General features: G+C 29.8%; 17 protein-coding genes. 5 read left to right on the top strand and 12 right to left on the bottom strand.

Going from position 1 to position 20,413, the window contains the following annotated elements:
- The first annotated feature begins 32 nt into the window (after positions 1 to 32).
- Together BM335_RS14330 and BM335_RS14325 are read left to right on the top strand one after the other, a co-directional pair.
- On the top strand, positions 33 to 698 hold the full coding sequence (locus BM335_RS14330) for a DUF5020 family protein (RefSeq protein ID WP_090229884.1): 666 nt from the start codon (positions 33 to 35) through the stop codon (positions 696 to 698).
- Positions 699 to 708: 10 nt separating this feature from the next.
- Positions 709 to 2,004, top strand: coding sequence for an NCS2 family permease (locus tag BM335_RS14325; RefSeq protein WP_090229879.1), 1,296 nt, complete (start codon positions 709 to 711; stop codon positions 2,002 to 2,004).
- Positions 2,005 to 2,085: 81 nt separating this feature from the next.
- Here the strand turns inward: BM335_RS14325 and BM335_RS14320 are convergent, their stop codons facing one another.
- On the bottom strand, positions 2,086 to 3,306 hold the full coding sequence (locus BM335_RS14320) for a uracil-xanthine permease family protein (protein ID WP_090229876.1): 1,221 nt from the start codon (positions 3,304 to 3,306) through the stop codon (positions 2,086 to 2,088).
- 603 nt (positions 3,307 to 3,909) lie between these two features.
- On the opposite strand from BM335_RS14320, the gene BM335_RS14310 reads away from it, so the two are divergent.
- The 3 genes from BM335_RS14310 to BM335_RS14300 are packed head-to-tail and all read left to right on the top strand — an operon-like array spanning position 3,910 to position 7,584.
- Entirely contained in the window at positions 3,910 to 5,466 is a 1,557-nt protein-coding gene (locus tag BM335_RS14310) for an acyl-CoA carboxylase subunit beta (protein WP_090229868.1), read from the top strand.
- Between the two features lie 11 nt (positions 5,467 to 5,477).
- Positions 5,478 to 5,663: a hypothetical protein gene (locus BM335_RS14305; protein WP_090229864.1), complete on the top strand. Its 186-nt coding sequence runs from the start codon at positions 5,478 to 5,480 to the stop codon at positions 5,661 to 5,663.
- Positions 5,664 to 5,682: 19 nt separating this feature from the next.
- Positions 5,683 to 7,584 carry a pyruvate carboxylase subunit B gene (locus BM335_RS14300; RefSeq protein WP_090229860.1) on the top strand — a complete coding sequence of 634 codons (1,902 nt, stop codon included), beginning with the start codon at positions 5,683 to 5,685 and terminating at the stop codon, positions 7,582 to 7,584.
- An 86-nt stretch (positions 7,585 to 7,670) separates the two neighbouring features.
- Here the strand turns inward: BM335_RS14300 and BM335_RS14295 are convergent, their stop codons facing one another.
- From BM335_RS14295 to purB, 11 genes are all read right to left on the bottom strand, one after another.
- A complete protein-coding gene (locus tag BM335_RS14295) occupies positions 7,671 to 9,920 on the bottom strand; it encodes a TonB-dependent receptor (RefSeq protein ID WP_090229854.1) in 2,250 nt (749 codons plus the stop codon).
- A gap of 37 nt (positions 9,921 to 9,957) precedes the next feature.
- Entirely contained in the window at positions 9,958 to 10,215 is a 258-nt protein-coding gene (locus tag BM335_RS14290; RefSeq protein WP_090229850.1) for a hypothetical protein, read from the bottom strand.
- A 105-nt stretch (positions 10,216 to 10,320) separates the two neighbouring features.
- Positions 10,321 to 10,506, bottom strand: a complete 186-nt coding sequence (locus tag BM335_RS14285; RefSeq protein ID WP_090229846.1) for a YgaP family membrane protein — start codon at positions 10,504 to 10,506, stop codon at positions 10,321 to 10,323.
- An 11-nt stretch (positions 10,507 to 10,517) separates the two neighbouring features.
- Positions 10,518 to 10,823, bottom strand: coding sequence for a hypothetical protein (locus BM335_RS14280; RefSeq protein ID WP_090229842.1), 306 nt, complete (start codon positions 10,821 to 10,823; stop codon positions 10,518 to 10,520).
- Positions 10,824 to 10,844: 21 nt separating this feature from the next.
- The gene (locus BM335_RS14275) at positions 10,845 to 14,036 is read right to left on the bottom strand and encodes an efflux RND transporter permease subunit (RefSeq protein ID WP_090229838.1); all 3,192 of its coding nucleotides are present in this window, start codon (positions 14,034 to 14,036) and stop codon (positions 10,845 to 10,847) included.
- 104 nt (positions 14,037 to 14,140) lie between these two features.
- The gene (locus BM335_RS14270) at positions 14,141 to 15,214 is read right to left on the bottom strand and encodes an efflux RND transporter periplasmic adaptor subunit (RefSeq protein ID WP_090229835.1); all 1,074 of its coding nucleotides are present in this window, start codon (positions 15,212 to 15,214) and stop codon (positions 14,141 to 14,143) included.
- Positions 15,215 to 15,259: 45 nt separating this feature from the next.
- Complete coding sequence (locus BM335_RS14265; protein ID WP_090229831.1) at positions 15,260 to 16,570, bottom strand: TolC family protein; 1,311 nt, start codon at positions 16,568 to 16,570, stop codon at positions 15,260 to 15,262.
- A gap of 172 nt (positions 16,571 to 16,742) precedes the next feature.
- Positions 16,743 to 17,810 (bottom strand): AI-2E family transporter, encoded by a 1,068-nt coding sequence (locus BM335_RS14260; RefSeq protein ID WP_090229826.1) that lies wholly within the window; start codon positions 17,808 to 17,810, stop codon positions 16,743 to 16,745.
- A gap of 104 nt (positions 17,811 to 17,914) precedes the next feature.
- Positions 17,915 to 18,688, bottom strand: coding sequence for a TerC family protein (locus tag BM335_RS14255; protein ID WP_090229822.1), 774 nt, complete (start codon positions 18,686 to 18,688; stop codon positions 17,915 to 17,917).
- Between the two features lie 8 nt (positions 18,689 to 18,696).
- Entirely contained in the window at positions 18,697 to 19,062 is a 366-nt protein-coding gene (locus BM335_RS14250) for a hypothetical protein (protein ID WP_245780682.1), read from the bottom strand.
- Between the two features lie 2 nt (positions 19,063 to 19,064).
- Entirely contained in the window at positions 19,065 to 20,408 is a 1,344-nt protein-coding gene (gene purB / locus BM335_RS14245) for an adenylosuccinate lyase (RefSeq protein ID WP_090229812.1), read from the bottom strand.
- Between the last annotated feature and the right edge of the window lie 5 nt (positions 20,409 to 20,413).

The following is a 20,413-nucleotide window of genomic DNA, read 5'->3' as shown; positions in this document are numbered from 1 at the left end:
AATTTTTTTATAACAATTAACAAACAAACACAATGAAAAAACTAATCACCCTTTTTACAATTTTAGTAACTGCTTCAATTACAGCGCAAAACTTTCAATTACATAGAGATTTTGAAAGAGGACATTTCACAAGTACTTTAGAACTTTTTAAAATGGATAAATATGGTAACACCTTTACCTTTATTGATTTTGATTATAATTCTGCAACGGGTGTAAGTGGCGCATATTATGAAATTGCAAGAGTATTAAAAACAGAAACAATGCCAGTTGGTTTACATGTTGAATACAATGCAGGTGTAGGAACTTTTAAAGCAGGAAATGCTACAGGAGGTTATACAATTGATGAAGCTTGGATTTTTGGAGTAAATTATGAAAAAGCAAATGCTAAATGGGGATTCTCAACCTATGCAGGTTATAAAGCATTTACCGGAGCTGAAAAAGCAAACTTCCAAGTTACGGGAACATGGTATTATAATATAATTGAAGACAAATTAACATTTGCGGGTTTTGCTGATTTGTGGACTCAAAATTATAAGGGTGCTGAAGATTTAACCGTGTTTTTGTCTGAACCGCAATTATGGTACCATTTAAATAAAACCTTTTCAGTGGGTGGTGAGTTAGAAATTTCATCAAATTTTGCAGGTGGAAGTAATGCTATTAAAGGAAGACCAACATTAGCAATTAAGTGGAATATTTAAAAAATAAATTATGTTAGACAAGTTTTTTAAAATTACAGAAAATAAATCGACCTTAAGAACTGAAATAATTGCTGGAATTACCACTTTTATGACAATGGTATATATTTTAGCAGTTAATCCAAGTATTTTAAGTGCTGCAGGAATGGATAAAGATGCTGTGTTTACAGCAACAGCATTATCTGCTGTAGTAGCTACATTAATTATGGCACTATATGCTAAATTACCTTTTGCTTTAGCGCCTGGAATGGGTTTAAATGCTTTTTTTGCATTTACAGTTGTATTAGGTATGGGATACTCTTGGGAATTTGCTTTAACAGCGGTTTTTTTAGAAGGTATAATATTTATTATTTTAACTGCATTTAATATACGTGAGTTAATAGTAAATTCTATTCCATTAAATTTAAAACATGCAGTTTCCGTAGGTATTGGTTTATTTATTGCTTTTATAGGATTAAAAGGTACTGGTTTAATTGTAGATAATCCAGCAACATTAGTATCGTTAGGAAACATGAAAAACCCTGAAGTGTTAGTTGGGATGGCTGGGGTTTTAATAATTGGAGTTTTACTAACAAAAAAAATTAAAGGAGCAATTTTAATTGGAATTTTAGTTTCAACCATTATAGGATTGGTAGTTGGTGTGACAGTTATTCCAGAGAATTTTACATTTGTAAGTTTACCACCTTCTGTAGAGCCTATATTCTTTAAATTTGATTTTTCTCAAGTATTCAGTTTGGATATGCTAATTGTGTTATTTACATTTTTATTTGTCGATATGTTTGATACAGTTGGAACATTAGTTGGTGTTTCATCAAAATCAGGAATGTTAGATAAAGATGGAAATGTACCAAGAGTAAAACAAGCTTTATTTGCAGATGCAATAGGAACTTTTTTTGGCGCAATTTTAGGAACATCAACAGTTACAACTTATGTAGAAAGTGCTGCGGGTGTTGCTGAAGGAGGTAAAACAGGAATGACAGCTTTAACAGTTGCTGGTATGTTTGCATTGGCATTATTTTTTGCCCCAATTTTTATGATTATTCCTGCGGCTGCTACAGCTCCAGCATTAATAATTGTTGGATTATTTATGATATCTCCAATAATGAATATTGATTTAACTGATTTTACCGAAGCTATCCCTGCATTTTTTACTATTATTATGATGCCTTTAACTTATAGTATAGCAGAGGGAATTGTATTTGGTATGTTGTCATTTGTATTGTTAAAACTATTAACAGGTAGGTATAAAGAAATTAAACCAATAATGGTTATTATAGCAATTCTATTCATTATAAAATTTTACGTATAAATAATTAGTGTTCTTTAAATAGAAAAGCCTTTTTGAAGTGTTTTCAAAAAGGCTTTTTAATGTTTTTAAAATTAATTCTAATTAGTTTTTATCTGATTTTGTAGGATTTGGTAAAACTAAATTTAAAATTACCCCAACAACAGAAGCTAATCCAATACCAGCTAAAGAGAAGTTTCCGTAGCCTAATTGTGCGCCACCAATACCAATGGTTAAAATAATAGAAACAATTACTTGATTTCTGGTTATTGAAAAATCTGTTTTATTTTCTATTAAAGTTTTAATACCAATACTAGCAATCATTCCAAAAAGTAATAACATAATGCCGCCTAAAACTGCTTGAGGAATTGTTTTTAAAATGGCACTAATTTTACCAACTAAAGAAAATACAATAGCTGTAACAGCTGCAATTCGCAAAACTCTTGGATCAGTAATTTTTGTTAATGCTACAGCTCCAGTTACTTCAGAATAAGTTGTGTTTGGAGGTCCACCTAAAAATCCAGCAAAAGCTGTCGCAATTCCATCACCTAGTAGAGTTCTATGTAATCCAGGATCTTTTACAAATTGTTTTTCTGCAACTCCACCAATAGCATACATATCTCCAATATGTTCAATAATAGGCGCTATTGCTACAGGAATCATGTATAAAATGGCTCCCCAATTAAATTCAGGTATTGTAAATTTTGGCAATGCAAACCAAGCAGCTTCATTTACAGTTGTAAAATCAACTAATCCAGTAATAATTGAAATAATGTAACCAACAATAATTCCAATAAAAATTGGAATTAATTTAATTAATCCTTTTGTAAATGTCACAATTATTATGGCTGTAGCTAAAACGGCTAAAGCAATTGGCCAGTTTGTTTTTGCCATATCAACACCAACTGTTGCAAGTGATAAACCAATAATCATAATTACAGGGCCAACAACTATTGCAGGAAATATTTTTTCAATAACTCTTAATCCCCATAGTTTAATAATAGCAGAAACAATTCCATACACTAAACCTACTGCAATTATACCGCCCAGAGTTCCTGGGTACCCATAAATTTTAGTTGCTGCAATAATTGGAGCTATAAAAGCAAAACTACTACCTAAAAAAACAGGTACTTTTCCTTTAGTGATTATGTGAAAGATTAAAGTACCAAAACCGGCAGTAAATAAAGCTACTGATGGATCAATATCAATTAATAGTGGTACTAATACGGTTGCTCCAAAAGCTACAAATAAAAATTGTACACCAATAATAATACGTTTTATTGGGTTGGAAGTGTCTGTTAAAGTTTGATTTTGAGAAGATTTCATTGGATGTTTTTTTAAATCGAGCTAATTTAGCTATATATTATAAATTAATTTTATAAAATTAATTTTAGACAGAAATTTAGAATGATTCTATGAAATAAAACTCTAAAAATTGCTTGTGTTTTTTCCATTTTAAGAATTTTTATCACTTTTTTTTGTTCAAATTTTATATTTATTATGTTTTTTTTACTCAAAAGAGGCTTTTTTTTAAATAAAAAAATATTGAAAAAAAATACTTTTTTACTTTTTTTATTTGGCATCTCGAAATCGTTGTAAATAGACTTTTTTAAGTGGTCATATTTTCTCTTTTTTTCAATTTTTAAACAGATTTAAAAATTGGTAAACCACAAATGTTACAGAAAATAATTTTTATTAAAATAATAATTAACGACATAAAATATTATTAAAATGATAAAAAAAGTGTATTTATTAGCTTATTAAATATCAAATAAGCAATATTTTTATTCATTAAAAATATTTTAAAATGGATATTTTAGTTTTTTTTATAGTAAAAATCGTCAATTTTTAAGAATACAATCTTTATCTTTATATAGGAAAAAAAGCTTAAAAACGGCTTTAAAAAAATTGAAAAACTAAATATATAATATGAAAGTTGCTGATAAAATATCCTATTTAATTGCTCAAAGAGAAAAAACTTCTCAAATGGGTGGTGAACAAAGAATTGAAAAACAACATGCGAAAGGTAAACTGACAGCCCGTGAACGAATTAACCTATTATTTGATGAAGGAAGTTTTTATGAAATAGATTCGTTAGTTAAACATCGTTCAGTAAATTTTGGAATGGAGCAAGTTGAAATAGCTTCTGATGGAGTTATTGTTGGGCACGGATTAATAAATGGAAGAACAGTTTTTGCTTTTTCACAAGATTTTACTTCAAGCGGTGGAGCATTAGGAGAAATGCACGCTACCAAAATTTGTAAAATAATGGATTTAGCTTTAAAAGCTGGAGCACCAGTTGTTGGATTAAATGACTCTGGAGGAGCTAGAGTAGAAGAAGGAGTTGATGCATTAAAAGGTTATGGTGATGTTTTCTTTAGAAATTCTAGAGCATCGGGTGTAATTCCACAAATTTCTGCAATTATGGGTCCTTGTGCTGGAGGAGCAGTTTATTCACCTGCAATGACAGATTTTATCTTTATGGTGAAAAAAACAAGTAACATGTTTATCACTAGTCCGTATGTAATTAAAACGGTAACGGGTGAAGAAACTACTTTTGAAGAATTAGGTGGTGCAATGGTTCATAATTCTAAAAGTGGAAATGCACACTTTGCTTGTGAAGATGATACAGATTGTATAGAGCAAATTAGAGAGTTATTAGATTATCTTCCTAATAATAATATGGAAATGACTCCAATATTAGAAATGGGTGATGATCCAAAACGTACTTGTGAAATGTTGGACACAATTATTCCAGACGATTCTAAAGTGCCTTATAATATGAAAGATATTATTGAAGAGGTTTTAGATGCAGGTCTATTTTACGAAGTTCATGAATATTTTGCCGAAAACTGCATCGTTGGTTTTGGTAGATTAAATAATAGATCTGTTGGTGTAATTGCTAATCAACCAATGGTTTTAGCAGGCTGTTTAGATATTGATGCTTCTGACAAAATAAGTAGATTTATTAGAACTTGTGATGCATTTAATATTCCAATTGTAACGTTTGTTGATGTTCCTGGTTATTTGCCTGGCGTTCAGCAAGAATGGAATGGAATTATTAGACACGGAGCAAAACTTTTATGGAGTTATTCTGAAGCAACAGTCCCTAAATTTACTGTAGTAGTTCGTAAAGATTATGGTGGAGCATATGTTGCAATGAGCTCTAAACATTTAGGTGCCGATATGGTTTTTGCTTGGCCAACTGCTGAAATTGCTGTAATGGGTGCTAAAGGTGCAGTAGAAGTTATATCAAAATATAAAAAAGAAATTGCACAAGCAGAAGATAAACTAGTTAAAACTCAACAAAAAATTGACGAGTATGAAACTGCTTTTGGTATACCATATTTGGCAGCTGAAAGAGGCTATATAGATGAAGTTATTTTACCAAGCGAAACAAGAGAACGTTTGATAATGGCTTTAGATGCCTTAAGTTCAAAAGTAGAAATGGTACCAGCTAAAAAACACGGAAACATCCCTCAATAAATTTAAATATTATGGAATTATTAGAAAAAAAGAAAAGAGCAGCAGCAATAGCAGTATCTCTTTATTTACAAAATGAAGATAACAACGAAAATGAAGTAGCTTGTTGTAATTGGAGTAAAATGGGAATGAATAGAAAAATGAATGATAGAGAATTTTTATTTAAACAAGGGAAAACAATAGGAGTTAGAATTTTTTAAATTTTAAAATGAATTTACTATGATATACGATAAACACGGGTCATTAATTATGACTCCAATGAATTATAGCGCAGACAGGCCAAAAGCAGAAAACCCAATTAAAATTCAAGATTTAAGTTTTCGTGATGGACATCAATCATTGTTTGCAACAAGAGGAAGAACTGAAGACATGATACCTTTTGCCGAACAAATGGATGAAGTTGGTTTTCATGCAATTGAAACTTGGGGAGGAGCTACTTTTGATACCATGCACAGATATCTTGGAGAAGATCCTTGGGAGCGTTTAAGAACATTAAAAAAATATATGCCTAAAACACCATTTTTTATGTTGTTAAGAGGACAAAATGTTGTTGGATATAGAAATTATGCAGATGATGTTGTAGAAAATTTTGTACAACGTGCTTGTGATAATGGAATGGATATTTTTAGATGTTTTGATGCATTAAATGATTATAGAAATTTTGAAACCGCTGCGAAAGTTGTAAAAAGAAATGGTAGACATTTTCAAGGTACAATTTGCTATACTTTAACAGAGCCAAGATTAGGAGGTGAAGTGTACAATATGGATTATTACCTAAATAAAGCGAAAGAATTAGTTGAATTTGGTGTAGATTCTATCTGTATTAAAGATATGGCTGGTTTAATTGCGCCTTATGATATTTACAACCTAATTGTAGAACTTAAAAAAATTACTGATATTCCATTAAACTTGCATACGCACTTTACTTCTGGTATGGGTGATTTAGCTATTTTTAAAGCAATTGAAGCCGGTGTAGATATTGTTGATACGTGTATGTCTCCTTACGCATACAGAACTTCTCATGCGGCTGTTGAGCCATTAGTAGTTTCATTATTAGGTACGAATAGAGATACTGGCTTAGATATTAAAAAATTAACAGCAATTAGCGCACAAATGGAAAAAGTTATTCCAAAATACAAGCATTTAGATAATAGTCCAAAATATGCTATTATTGATACAGATGTAATTTTACATCAAACACCAGGAGGTATGTTATCAAACCTTGTGAATCAACTAAAAGCAATGGATTCTTTAGATAAATTAGATGAAGTTTTTAGAATGTTACCGAAAGTTAGAAAAGATTTAGGTCAAATTCCTTTAGTAACTCCAACAAGTCAAATTGTAGGTGTTCAAACAGTAAATAATGTATTGTTTGATTCCTATGAAGGTGAATATTCTAGAATTACGCAAGAAGTAAAAGATTTATGTTATGGTTTATATGGTAAAACTACTTTACCTATTAATTCAGAACTTAGAAAAAAAGCTTTAAAAGATTATCCAAGAGGTGAACAACATATTGAGTGCAGACCAGGAAGTGTTTTAGAACCAGAAATGAATGCAGTTAAAGAAGGTGCAAAAGGCTTGGCAAAAGATATTGATGACGAAGTTTTATTAGCATTATATCCAGTAACAGGTAAAAAATTCTTAAAAATCAAATATGGTTTAGAGGAAATGCCTGCTGATATGAAGGCTAAAACAATGGAAGAAGTTACAAAAGAGCAAGAGTTAATTGCTAAAGCATTAAAAGGCGAATTAACTACATCAAACATAAATTCCGATACTCCAATGCAAGAAATGGAAGTTTTTGTAGATGGTGAGCGTTTTAGTGTAGCTATACCAAGTAGTAAAGCAACGGCAAGACCAATTGCACGCAAAAAGAAAGAAGGAAAAGAAAGTACAACTGATGAAAATGGTGCTGTCAAATCTCCTATACCAGGAATGGTTATTGAATATAAAAAGAACAACGGTGATGAGGTAAAAGAAGGTGATATTGTTGTGGTTTTAGAAGCTATGAAAATGATGAACAATTTTCAAGCAACTAAAGATGGAATTTTATCTGGAATTAAATTTGATTCAGGTGATTCTGTTGCTAAAAATGATGTACTATTTGTAGTAGATTAAGTAGTTTTAAATAATAGCATAGTTTTAAAAAAAAGTAGCTTTAATTAAATTAAAGCTACTTTTTTTATTTTTGGTAAAATCTTCTTTTAAAGTTCAAATTTTAAATTCAAAATTATATTTCTACCAATATTTTTAATTCCATCAGCTTTTAATCTTGATAAATGAGAAATATAAGAGGTGTTAAATAAATTATTCACATTGGCACTTATATCAAAATTGTATTTTGATAGTTTTAAAGTACCTCCAATACCAATATTTACAATATTATAAGCAGAAGATGTAGTTTCAAATTCACTAATATTGTTTTGTTTAAAATTAGATTCTAACGTTAGTGCACCAAAACCATTTTGTAACCAATTTTTACCTTTAAATTCAGTTTTTAAAGTATTAGTAAGTTTATTTGCAGGAATTAAAGGTAAGTATTCACCATTGTTTTGTTTACCAATAACAAACTCAAAACTACTGCTTAAGTGTAACCAATCTAATGGATGCGGATGCAAATGCCAACCAATTTCTCCACCATATAATTTGGCATTATCTTGCGTATATTCATAAATAAACAAGTCTTCTTCTAATTCTCCTGTTGGAGCAATAAAAATATAATTGTTAATGTGGTTATAAAAACCATTTGCAAAAATTTCAAAATGATTGGTATTATATTCTAAAGAAATATCCGACTGAAAATTTTGTTCATTTTTTAAGTCACTATTACCAATTTCAAATCTGTTAGATCCATGATGCACTCCGTTTGAAGTTAATTCAGCTAAATTAGGTGCTTTAAAACCTGAAGCAATATTAAATCTACTTATTATTTTATCAAATAAAACTGTTTTAAATCCTAGCGAAGAAGAAATATTTTTAAATGATTTATCAATAGCTTCAAAAATATGTGTTTCATTGTCATGAGTAACTAAATGTTGTTTAGTAGTTAGATTTCTAGTATCAAAACGTATACCTGCTTGAATGGTATTTTGTTTCCAATTGTACAATCCGGTAAAAAAAGTTCCAAAATCTTTTGTTGTTGCATTTGGTATTAAAATTTCTTTACCAAAATTTTCATTTTTTTGATACAAACCTTGTATGCCAACAATAGTTTCAATTTCTCCTAATTTTGGCAAATGCCATTTAGCATCATAACTATAGGTGTTTAAATTTAAAAATAATGATGGATTTAAGGTTTCATTTTCTGAATGTTCTTCATCTTCCTCATGTTCATGTTCTTCAAACTCTTTACGCACATTTAACGTATAGCCAAAAGTTGTAGAAATTTTAGACGTTGGTAAAAAGAAGATAGAATTTAAACTAACCATTTTGGTAGTTAAATCCTGATAGGGTAACATAGGTGTTTTATGATTATTTTGTACACCAATTTCTTCTGGAATACCAACTTTTGAATTGTTGAAATTAAAGCGTAATGTGCTGTTTAATTTACTATTATTGAATCCGATAGCTGTGTTAAAAGTAGTTTCGTTAAATCTGGTATTGGTTACAGTTCCTTGTTTTGGAGTTTTATAATCGCTATGTTGATTATAAGCACCATTAGCCAAAAATTTCCATAAATTATAAGATTTTTTTACACCAAAAGAAGTGCTACTTCCATCTGTATTAGAAAAGTAAGTTTGATTGTAATTAAAATCAAATTTATTTAATTCTGCAAATTTGGTTGGGTTAAAGTACAATACACCACCTAAAGCATCGGATCCATATAAAAGAGATGCAGGACCTTTAATCACTTCCACACTTTCAATACTAGATTCGTCAATGCCTAATCCGTGTTCATCACCAAATTGTTGATTTTCAAGTCGTATTCCTTGCGTGTACACTAAAACTCTGTTTCCTCTTAAACCTCTAATTACAGGTTTTCCAATGCCAACTCCTGTTGAAACTACCGATACGCCAGGTAATGTTCCAACGCCATCAATTAGCGTAGCAGCTCCTTTGTTTTTTAGTTGTTGTAGACTGGCACGTTCTACTTTTACAACATTTTCAGATTGTAATTTGTTAAATGGTGTTGAAATAATAACTTCATCCATTTTAAAAATTGCTTCATTTAAAACAAAGTTTAAAACGGTTTCTTTTTCTAGTAATTGAATATTTTTTATGATGGTTTCATAACCAAAAAATACCACTGTAATTTTAACGGTATTGCTTGGTAAATTATTTATTTGGTAAAAACCTTCTTCATTGGTTGATGTGCCTTTGTGTAATTCATCTAAATAAATTTCTGCTCCAAAAATTGGCTCATTTTGTTGATTTGTTACTTTGCCCGATATTTTATTTTGAGCATGCGCAAAAAAAGATAATCCTATTAAAAGGATTGTACTAAATATTTTCATGTTTTTATATTTTATTGATAACTAATTGTAATTCAGTTTATATCAATAAATATGGTGGAGCTCTAGGTGATTTGTGTGGTAGTTTTTCTGATGAAAGTTGATGTTCAACAGAGCTTATTTTTTCTTCATTAAAAATTACACTGGTTTTTAATTCTTTTGAAGAAAAATCAATACTATTTGTGTTGATTTTAAAATGAAAAACAGAACAGTCAATTTCATGAGTATCAAAATGTAATTTATTTTGCTCATTACAAATTAAGTGTTCATGTTTTTCAAAAGAATGTACAAACTGCACCGCAAAAGGTAGTAGTACAGTTGTAACAAGTATTATTGAAATTATATGTTTAAAAATCTTTTTTATAGTGTTCTATTTTAAAAGCACAAACATACAAAAGAAATTTTAGTCTTTTACACCTAATTTCCCTAAAATTATTTCTAGCAAACACCATTTTGTAAAACCGCGTTGGAATAAATTTGCACCCACAAAAGCCGTAAACCATAGCCAGTTCATATTTACTTTTATAGCTAAAATTAAGCTTATTAATATAAAAGCACCTGGTATAATATTCATTAGTCTTGATTTCATTTTTTTAATTTTTAGTTAGATTTTTCAACATTTAAGATAACCACATGGATTTTTGATAATGTTTTTTGTTTGGAATTAAATTCATTTGCATAGTTAAATAGTAAATCTGTTTTTTCTTCATCAGCAAATGAATAAAACATTAAACTTTCATTTTCATTCATTTCAGAGCCGAACCAATTACTTTCAACAGATTCTTCTGATAAATCTCTAAAGCCATTTATATCTGTATAGGAGAAAATGTGAATCCCTGACTTTTTAAGCATTATTTTAACTTCCTTTTCAAAAACTTTAATGGCTGTAACTATTAGTAATTTCATAATATTAGTTTTTTAATATTTTTATTTTTCCCATTTCTTTTTTTCTGTCATATAATATATTAATGGGACTACAATTAGTGTTAACAGAGTTGAAACTATTGCACCTGCCACTAATGAAATTGCTAAACCTTGAAAAATTGGGTCGAACAAAATAATAGAAGCTCCGATAACTACCGCACCTGTGGTTAATAAAATAGGTGTTGTTCTAACTGCTCCGGCATCAATAATTGCTTGTTTTAAAGGAACTCCATCATTTAATCTAATTTCAATAAAATCAATTAATAATACTGAGTTTCTCACCATAACACCAGCCAAAGCAATCATTCCAATAAATGAAGTTGCAGTAAAGAAAGCACCCAATAACCAGTGCCCTAATACAATTCCTACTAAAGAAAGCGGAATAGCAAGCATCATAACTATTGGTGTTTTAAAGTTTTGAAACCAACCTACAATTAACATATAAATAATGATAATTACTACTAAAAATGCTGCTCCTAAATCTCTAAATACTTCTAAAGTAATTTGCCATTCTCCATCCCATTTAACTGTAAAATCACTTTCGTCTGATGGTGTTTCTAGGTATAATTCATTTATTTTATATCCAGTTGGTACCTCCATTTTTTGTAATTTTTCTTTCATTCCCAAAATTGCATATACTGGACTTTCTAAGTCTCCAGCCATATCCGCTGTTACATAAACAACACGTTTTTGATCTTTTCTGTAAATATTATTTTTAAGTGAATCTACTTTAACTTTAACCAAATCGCTTATTGGAACAATATTCCCGTTGCTACCTTTAATTTTTATGTTTTGAATATCTTGTAAACTAGTTTTGTCAGCATCATTTAAACCTAAAACAATATTTACTTCATCAAAAGAATTTTCATCATATAAATAAGAGATTGGATATTCGGTTAATAAATACGTTAAGTTACCAACTATTTGTTGAGGTGCAATGCCATTTAGCATTGCTTTTTCTTTATCAACTTCTAATTTATATTCGGTTTGAGCTCCTTCAACCATCCAGTCAATATCAACAACATCGGTTGTGTTTTCTAAAATTGTTTTTACTTGTTTAGCAACCTTAATTTGCTCATCATAATCTGGTCCATAAATTTCGGCAACCAGTGTTGACAGTACAGGAGGTCCTGGTGGAACTTCTACTAATTTTACGTTTGCATTGTATTTTTTAGCTATTTTTTGAACTTGAGGACGCACTTTTTTTGCAATATCATGACTTTGTAAATCTCTATTTTCTTTTAATAATAAATTTACTTGGATATCAGCCATATTACTTCCTCCACGAACATCGTAATGACGAACTAAACCATTAAAAGTGATAGGAGCAGAGGTACCAACATAATTCTGATAATTTACAACTTCCGGAATGGTAGATAAGTACTGCGCAATTTCTTTAGTTACTGCTGCGGTTCTTTCTAAAGTAGTTCCTTCTGGCATATCAATTACTACCTGAAATTCATTTTTATTATCAAAAGGCAACATTTTTACGGCAACTGATTTTGTAAAGAACATTAATACAGAACCCGCTAATAAAACTACTGTAATGCCTAACATTACAAAACGTTTTTTCTTACTATCTAAAAATGGTTGTTCAACTTTTTTGTAAATTTTATAAATCCAACCTGTTTCTAAACCTTCTTCTTCTTTATGAGCTTGTTCATCTTTTTCTTGTAACAAGTGATATCCTAAATAAGGCGTTACAGTTAAAGCAACAAATAACGAAAGAATCATGGCAATAGACGCTCCAATTGGCATTGGACTCATGTAAGGTCCCATCATACCAGAAACAAAAGCCATTGGTAAAATTGCCGCAATTACAGTAAATGTTGCTAAAATGGTTGGATTTCCAACTTCGTTAATAGCATAAATAGCTGCTTGTTTAAATGGTAAACGCTTCATTTTAAAGTGTCTGTGCATATTTTCAGCAATAATAATACTATCATCAACCACAATACCAACCACAAAAACCAATGCAAATAATGTAATTCGGTTTAATGTGTAACCTAACAAATAATAGCTAAATAGCGTTAAAGCAAATGTTAGTGGAACTGAGAAAAATACCACTAATCCACCGCGCCATCCCATAGCAAGCATTACTAAAATTGTAACTGCTAAAATAGCAACACCTAAGTGTAATAAAAGTTCACCTACTTTGTGAGAAGCAGTTTCTCCGTAATTTCTTGTAACATCAACATGAACATCATTCGGAATTAAATTTTGTTTTAAGTGTTCTACTTTTTCCAGAATTTTTTCTGAAATTTTCATAGCATCAGCACCTTTTACTTTTGCTATTGATAGTGTTACTGCTGAATATTCACTTGGATTTGTACTGTATTTATCATTTCCTTTCCCAAATCCAAAACTCACATAACTTTTTGGAGTTCCAGGTCCATCGTGTATTGTAGCAACTTGCTTTAAATACACTGGCATTTGCTCATGAACATCAACAACTAAATTCTCTACATCATCTTTTGATGTTAAAAATTTACCAGTTGTTACTAAAAACTCTTCATCATCTTTTACAAAACTTCCCGATTGAGAGCTACTGTTATTTGCCTGAATTAGTTGCATAATACCCAAAGCATCAACGCCATTTTCAGCCATTTTATCTTTATCTAAAACTACTTTTAACTCACGGTTTCTACCGCCAATTACTTTAGTAATAGACACATCTTTCACTTTTTCAATTTCTGAAGTTACTTCTTCAGCAATTTGTCTAATTTCAAAATCGTTATAATTTTCACTCCAAAAAGTCAATCCCAACATCGGAACATCATCAATAGAACGTGTTTTTACTAAAGGTTCTGTAACTCCTGTAGGAAACATTCCTTTTGTACGCATTAGTTCATCGTATAATTTTACGTATGAGCGTTCTGTATCTTCACCAACATAAAACTGCACAATCATCATACTTTGACCATTCATAGCAATACTATGTACGTGTTGCACACCTTTAATATTCGAAATAATTTTCTCTAGCGGTTTAACAACTCTACTTTCAACCTCTGTTGGGCTCGCTCCCGGATAGCCTACCAAAACATCGGCCATAGGAACAATAATTTGTGGTTCTTCTTCTCTAGGAATTAAAAAAGAACTATAAATTCCAATAGCCATTAAAGCCACCATTAACAAAATGGTTAACTTAGAATTTATGAAAACATTGGCAACTTTACCTGATATACCTTCTTGCATAATTTTAAATTTTTGGGCGTTCCCCTTTGGGTCGGGCTATTCGTTTCAATCTTTTTTTTATCAAAAAAGGATTTTCACTGCTATCCCTAACGCTACTATTAATATTATTGAATAGTTACTTTTGCTCCGTTAAATAATTTACTGTCCGAAGAAACAATGTATTGTTCATCTGCAGATAAACCTGATAAAACTTCCACTTCATCGCCATAGTTTTTACCAATTCTTAACCATCTTAAAAGTGCTGTATTTTCATTTCCAATGGTATAAACACCTGTTAATTGTCCTTGAGTTACTAAAGCACTTTTTGGAATTAAAATTACATTGTTAGTATCTGCTTTTTTCACTATAGGAAATTGAACTGAAGTAAACATTCCAGAAAGCAATTTTTCGTCTGTTTTATCCAAAACAACTTTTACTAAATATTGTCCTCCAGTATTTTTAGTAGATGTACTAACTTCAGTAACTTTTCCTTTTAATAATTTATTGGTAGATTTTACCAAAACATTTACTTCAATACCGTTGCTAATTTTAGTAATTTCAGATTCTGGAACCATAGCAATTACTTGAAATTGTCCTGGCGTTTCCATACTAATTAATGGCATTCCTGGGTTTGCCATATCACCTTTATTTACATATTTTCCTGTTATTACTCCGCTAAAAGGTGCTGTAATATTAGAGTAAGATAATTGTGCTTTTATGCCATTTTTCATTTGTTTGGCAGCTTCTAAACGTGCTTTTGCCATTTCGTAATGTGCAGTCATATCATCCATTTCTTTTTGAGAAGCACTATTGTCGCTAAATAAAGCTTTAAATCTATTGTAGTCTTTTTCAGCATTTTTAAAAGCGGCAGTAGCTTCTGTTATTGAGGCACTTACTTGAGCTTTTTGAGCAGAAATATCAGCACTATTAATGCTAACTAATAATTGACCTTGGTTAACTTTTTGCCCAACTTTTACATGAACATTGTTTACATAACCCATCATTCTTGTACTTAAGTTAGCGTTTTGCACCGCTTCAATTTTTCCGCTGGCAGTTAAAAAAGCGCCATTTACTGATGATGGTGTATTTACTTTTACAGCAACGGCTGTTCTATTGTCTATTGCTTTTTCTTTAGAATCTCCGCAACTTGCTATTACTAATAAAGTTGCAATTGCTATTATTTTTAGTGAATTTTTCATCGATTTTTATTTTTTGTGATCTTCTATTAGTTTGATTTTATTAGTTTATTTAGTTAAAAATTCTACGTATGCTTTTGTAAAATTATAATTGAAAATAGTTTGTAGTTGTTCTAACTGTTTTTTTAAATATTGAGTTTCAGAAATTAATAAATCAGATGTTTTTTCTAATCCTTGCTCAAATCTATTTTTTCTTATTCTAAAAGCTTCTTTAGATTGCTCTAATGCTAAATTTGTTAGTTTTAACTGATTTTCGGCATCGATTAACTGACGCTTAGCTTTGTTATACTCTAACTGACTTTGGTTTTTGTATTGATCTAAACTAATTTCAGCTTTATCTAATTCAGCTTTACTTTTTTGTGCTTTTCCAATACTTTTAAATCCATCAAACACATTCCAAGAAAGTTGTGCGCCTACTAAATATCCTTTAGCATTTGTTCCAAAAAGTTGATCGTCATATAATTCATAAGTTCCAAAAGCATTCAATCTTGGTAAAAAGCTCATTTTATCAGCTTTATAGATATTGCTGTATGCTTCTGTACTTTTTTGCATAGCTTCAATATCTGCTCTGTTTTCAGATAATTGTATACTGTAAATTTCTAAATTGGAGTCTGCAATTAATTCATTGCTAGGTTTTAATGTATTTTTACTTTCTTCACCCATTAAAAACAACAAATAATCTGAAGCATTTTTAACATTACTTTTTGTTGTTAATAGTTGATTTTCTATTTCGGTTACGTGTACTTCCACAGATAAAATATCGGCTTTTTGCATATAACCTTGTTTAAAATTATTGTCTGCAATTTTTTTGCTTTCTAAAGCAGCTTCTTTTGCTTTTTCTAAAACTTCAACAGCTTTGTAAGCAACTTGTAATTGCATGTAAGCTTTGGTTACTTCCAATTTTATAGCATCTTTCGTTCTTACAGTTTGTAATTCAAAAGCATTCATTTTAGCTTTTGCAGCTTTACGCATAAAAATACCATCAGCATTAAATATTGGTTGTTGCACTTCAATTTTTGTGGTGAAGTTATTTATTTCATCAGGATCGTTTAATAAAGCTGGATTAAAATCGGCTTGTGTTAAAATTTCCTGATTTAATTTTGAACCAAATGCCATTAACGGATTGGTAGTTGTAATTGCCGAATGCGAAATGGAAATGTTTGGCAATAAAATAGCATTGGTTTGATTAAAATCAGCTTTTGCAGAGTTGTAATTTTGTTCAGCAATTTTAATCGTATGATTGTTATTGTCAACTTTTTCTAAAACTTCATTTAAAGAAATGGAAACTTCTTGTTGTGCATGAATTTTTAGTGTGTTAAAAAATAAAATTGAAATTAATAATATGTATGTGCCTCGCATAGTTTTTGCTTTTTAGTTTGATGCAAATGTATAGGAGGTGAAAAGTGTAAACCGTAATAAATATTACAGTTGTATGTAACTATTATTACTTAAAATTCCAAATTTTGAATTCAACAACTAATTGAAAAATAAGGAGTTAAATATACAATGAAGTTACAAAATAAAAATGAAATTAAACCTGTTTTTTTATACTTGTAATCTTTATTTTTTGGTCAGAACCATCTAGTAGCGTTGCAAACAATTTTGTTTGTGGAAATTGTTCAAAAATTATTTTTAAAAATACAGTTATAGGTATAGACATGATAAGTCCAGGAACCCCCCAAATGTATCCCCAAAACATTAATGAAACTAGTATGGCTATTACATTTATAGAAAACGATTTACCCATAAAAATTGGCTCTAAAATACTACCAAATACAACTTGTACTAATGTAATTGTTAGGATAAAAAATAGTAATGTACTAGTTGGGTCTAATTCAACAAAAGCAAATAATGTTAATAGTATAACAGAGACTATTGAACCAATCATTTGTACAAAATTAATAAGAAAAGCAAATAAGCCCCAAAAAATTGGGAAACTAACGTTAAAAAAGTAACAGGCAAGTCCAAATCCAATACCAGTTAATGCACTAACCAAAAATTTTACCTTTACAAATGTTATTAAATCATTTTCAATTTTCATGAAAATTTTAGCAGAAGCATACTGTTTTTTAAAAATAGTATTACTTAAAACCTTATAAAAGTTAAGAGATTCAGCGAGCCAAAGGACTACAAAAAACGCTGTCATTAATAACATTGAAATTATATTCCCAATAAAACCAATTGTAAAACCAAAATTTTTCCCCAATGCTTCTTTATTTATAAAAACGTTTAAAAGATTTCCGTCTTCCATAAATTTTAAGCCTAAAAAATCTTCTATAGTATAGGCTAAGTCGGTTAATTTTAATTGTGCTTTGGCCATAAATGCAGCTTGAGTTTGCATAATTTCTGTGCTAGCTAATTTTATAATTTCTCCACTAATTAATAAGCTTGCAACAAAAATGAATAACACTATTATAATACTTAAAGAATTTGGAATTTTCTTTTTTGAGAGCCACCTCATTAATGGCAAAAATAATAAAGCTATGAATAAAGAGGCTACTAATGGGATTAGTATGAAATGCAATATTTTAAGTAAATAAAAAATTGCAGGGATTACAATTATTAATAATAAAATATTGGTAGTCCTACGTTCGTTCATAATATGATGTGTCAGATTTTTTATAAATGTAACAAGAAAAATCCTGCAAAAAACAGGATTTTTTTAAATTATATGATTAGTTGTTTTTTTGATGCTTACTTAAATTATTCCTTTTTTCTAATTTTCATATTTAATGCTTCAACACCTAATGAAAAAGCAATGGCAAAATATAAATAGCCTTTTGGAATTGCTCCAACAGGTTGATTAAAAATTTCTACATGAGATAAATGCGCTCCTTCTGTTATTAACATAAAACCAATTAAAATTAAAAAGGAAAGTGCCAACATTTGTATAGTTGGGTGTTTGTTTACAAATTCACCAACAGGAACTGCAAAAATCATCATAATAATCATAGAAACTATTACAGCTGTTATCATAATAAGTAACGCGCCTTCAATACCATTTGTCATACCAACAGCTGTTAATACAGAGTCGAATGAAAAAACAATGTCAATCATTACAATTTGAAAAATTACTTTACCTAAAGTTGTTGAAACTTTACTTTTTGTAGTAATTGTATCTTGTTCATCAATACCTTCAACTTTATGATGAATTTCTTTGGTGCTTTTGTATAACAAAAATATTCCACCTAAAATTAAAATTACACTTTGCCCCGTAATGCCAGCTTTAAACCAAGTTAAATCGAAACTTAAAAAAGGTGCTTTCATAGAAATTAACCACGAAACACCCATTAATAAAAGAATTCTAAAAATAAGTGCTAATAATAAACCTAATCTTGTTGCTTTTTTAATTTGGTCTTTAGGTAATTTTCCTGCAGTTATAGAAATAAAAATAATGTTATCTATTCCTAAAATAATTTCTAAAAATGTTAAGGTAAGTAATGCAATCCAGGTATCTGCGTGTAAAAAAACTTCCATTTGTAAATTTATTTTTTGATGATTTCTCCTTTTTGAACAAAGTTTGAATGACCAATTACAGCTTCAAACTCATACGAATCTTTTTTTACATTGGTAATTTTAACATGAATTGGATCTTCATCAATTGCAGATTTTGGATGCAACATTTTTAAAGTGTAGTTAAAATTATTTTTCCAAGTAATAGATAGCGTATCAGTTCTATCTTCATACTTTTCAATTTGAAGGGAGTCTTTTCTAATAATAATAGTTTTTTTATAACCTTTTCCTTCCGGAATTTCAAAAGTTCCAACTTTAAAACGATTTGGGTTTGGAGCTTCTTCTTTACAACTCATACTTACTGTAAAAAGACAAATTATTAGAATTATTTTTTTCATATTTAAATTCCTGTATAGTTACTTGGTGTTATGGCTTTTAATTCTGATTTAATTTCAACTGAAACATCTAGACTTTCAATAAAATCGGCCATAGATTTTTGTGTAATTTTTTCGTTAGTTCTGGTTAACCCTTTTAACGCTTCATATGGATTTGGGTATGCTTCTCTACGCAAAATTGTTTGAATTGCTTCCGCAACTACCGCCCAATTATTTTCTAAATCTTCAGCAAACTTTGCCTCATTTATAATTAACTTATTCAACCCTTTTAACGTAGAACTAAAGCCAATAATTGTGTGAGCGAAAGGAACACCAACATTTCTTAAAACGGTTGAGTCAGTTAAATCACGTTGTAAACGAGAAATAGGTAATTTAGCAGATAAATGTTCAAAAATAGCGTTAGCAATTCCTAAATTTCCTTCTGAATTTTCAAAATCTATTGGATTTACTTTGTGTGGCATTGCTGATGAACCTACTTCACCTGCTTTAATTTTTTGTTTAAAATAATCCATGGAAACATAGGTCCAAATATCTCTATCAAAATCTATTAAAATGGTGTTAATACGTTTTAATGCGTCAAATATACCAGCTAAATGATCATAATGTTCAATTTGAGTTGTTGGAAATGAATGATGTAAACCTAAAACTTTTTCAACAAAATGTGTTCCAAAAATTTTCCAATCAATGTTTGGGTATGCTACTTTATGAGCATTAAAATTTCCTGTTGCGCCACCAAATTTTGCTGCATAAGGTATATTTTGTAATTGTTTAATTTGTTGTTCTAAACGCTCAATAAAAACAACAATTTCTTTACCTAAACGTGTTGGCGATGCTGGTTGTCCGTGAGTACGAGCAAGCATCGGAACGGCAGTCCATTCATTTGCCAAAGCAATCATTTTTTCTAATAATGCGGCCAATTCTGGATAATAAACAGTATCAAATGCATCGTTAATTGAAAGCGGAACAGATGTGTTATTGATGTCTTGTGAAGTTAATCCGAAATGGATAAACTCTTTATGTTTTTGAAGATTTAAAGCATCAAATTTTTCTTTAATAAAATATTCAACAGCTTTAACATCATGATTTGTAATTTTTTCAATGTCTTTTATTTTTTGCGCATCATTTGAAGAAAAATTGATATAAATTTTTCTTAATTCTGTAAAAAGAGTGGTGTCAAAATTTGCTAATTGAGGTAGTGGAATTTCGCATAAAGCAATAAAATATTCAATTTCTACTTTTACACGATATTTAATAAGAGCTTCTTCTGAAAAAAAAGGCGCTAAACTTTCTACTTTGTTTCTGTATCTACCGTCAATTGGTGATATGGCATTTAAACTTGTTAATGTCATTTGTT

The organism is Lutibacter maritimus, assembly GCF_900116115.1.
Classification (GTDB): Bacteria; Bacteroidota; Bacteroidia; order Flavobacteriales; family Flavobacteriaceae; genus Lutibacter; species Lutibacter maritimus.
This window is presented reverse-complemented; position numbering and strand designations above follow the sequence as displayed.

Coding starts and splice junctions, on each gene's coding strand:
- BM335_RS14330 (WP_090229884.1), top strand. CDS start 33: ATGAAAAAACTAATCACCCTTTTTACAATTTTAGTAACTGCTTCAATT.
- BM335_RS14325 (WP_090229879.1), top strand. CDS start 709: ATGTTAGACAAGTTTTTTAAAATTACAGAAAATAAATCGACCTTAAGA.
- BM335_RS14320 (WP_090229876.1), bottom strand. CDS start 3,306: ATGAAATCTTCTCAAAATCAAACTTTAACAGACACTTCCAACCCAATA.
- BM335_RS14310 (WP_090229868.1), top strand. CDS start 3,910: ATGAAAGTTGCTGATAAAATATCCTATTTAATTGCTCAAAGAGAAAAA.
- BM335_RS14305 (WP_090229864.1), top strand. CDS start 5,478: ATGGAATTATTAGAAAAAAAGAAAAGAGCAGCAGCAATAGCAGTATCT.
- BM335_RS14300 (WP_090229860.1), top strand. CDS start 5,683: ATGATATACGATAAACACGGGTCATTAATTATGACTCCAATGAATTAT.
- BM335_RS14295 (WP_090229854.1), bottom strand. CDS start 9,920: ATGAAAATATTTAGTACAATCCTTTTAATAGGATTATCTTTTTTTGCG.
- BM335_RS14285 (WP_090229846.1), bottom strand. CDS start 10,506: ATGAAATCAAGACTAATGAATATTATACCAGGTGCTTTTATATTAATA.
- BM335_RS14280 (WP_090229842.1), bottom strand. CDS start 10,823: ATGAAATTACTAATAGTTACAGCCATTAAAGTTTTTGAAAAGGAAGTT.
- BM335_RS14275 (WP_090229838.1), bottom strand. CDS start 14,036: ATGCAAGAAGGTATATCAGGTAAAGTTGCCAATGTTTTCATAAATTCT.
- BM335_RS14270 (WP_090229835.1), bottom strand. CDS start 15,214: ATGAAAAATTCACTAAAAATAATAGCAATTGCAACTTTATTAGTAATA.
- BM335_RS14265 (WP_090229831.1), bottom strand. CDS start 16,570: ATGCGAGGCACATACATATTATTAATTTCAATTTTATTTTTTAACACA.
- BM335_RS14260 (WP_090229826.1), bottom strand. CDS start 17,810: ATGAACGAACGTAGGACTACCAATATTTTATTATTAATAATTGTAATC.
- BM335_RS14255 (WP_090229822.1), bottom strand. CDS start 18,688: ATGGAAGTTTTTTTACACGCAGATACCTGGATTGCATTACTTACCTTA.
- BM335_RS14250 (WP_245780682.1), bottom strand. CDS start 19,062: ATGAAAAAAATAATTCTAATAATTTGTCTTTTTACAGTAAGTATGAGT.
- purB (WP_090229812.1), bottom strand. CDS start 20,408: ATGACATTAACAAGTTTAAATGCCATATCACCAATTGACGGTAGATAC.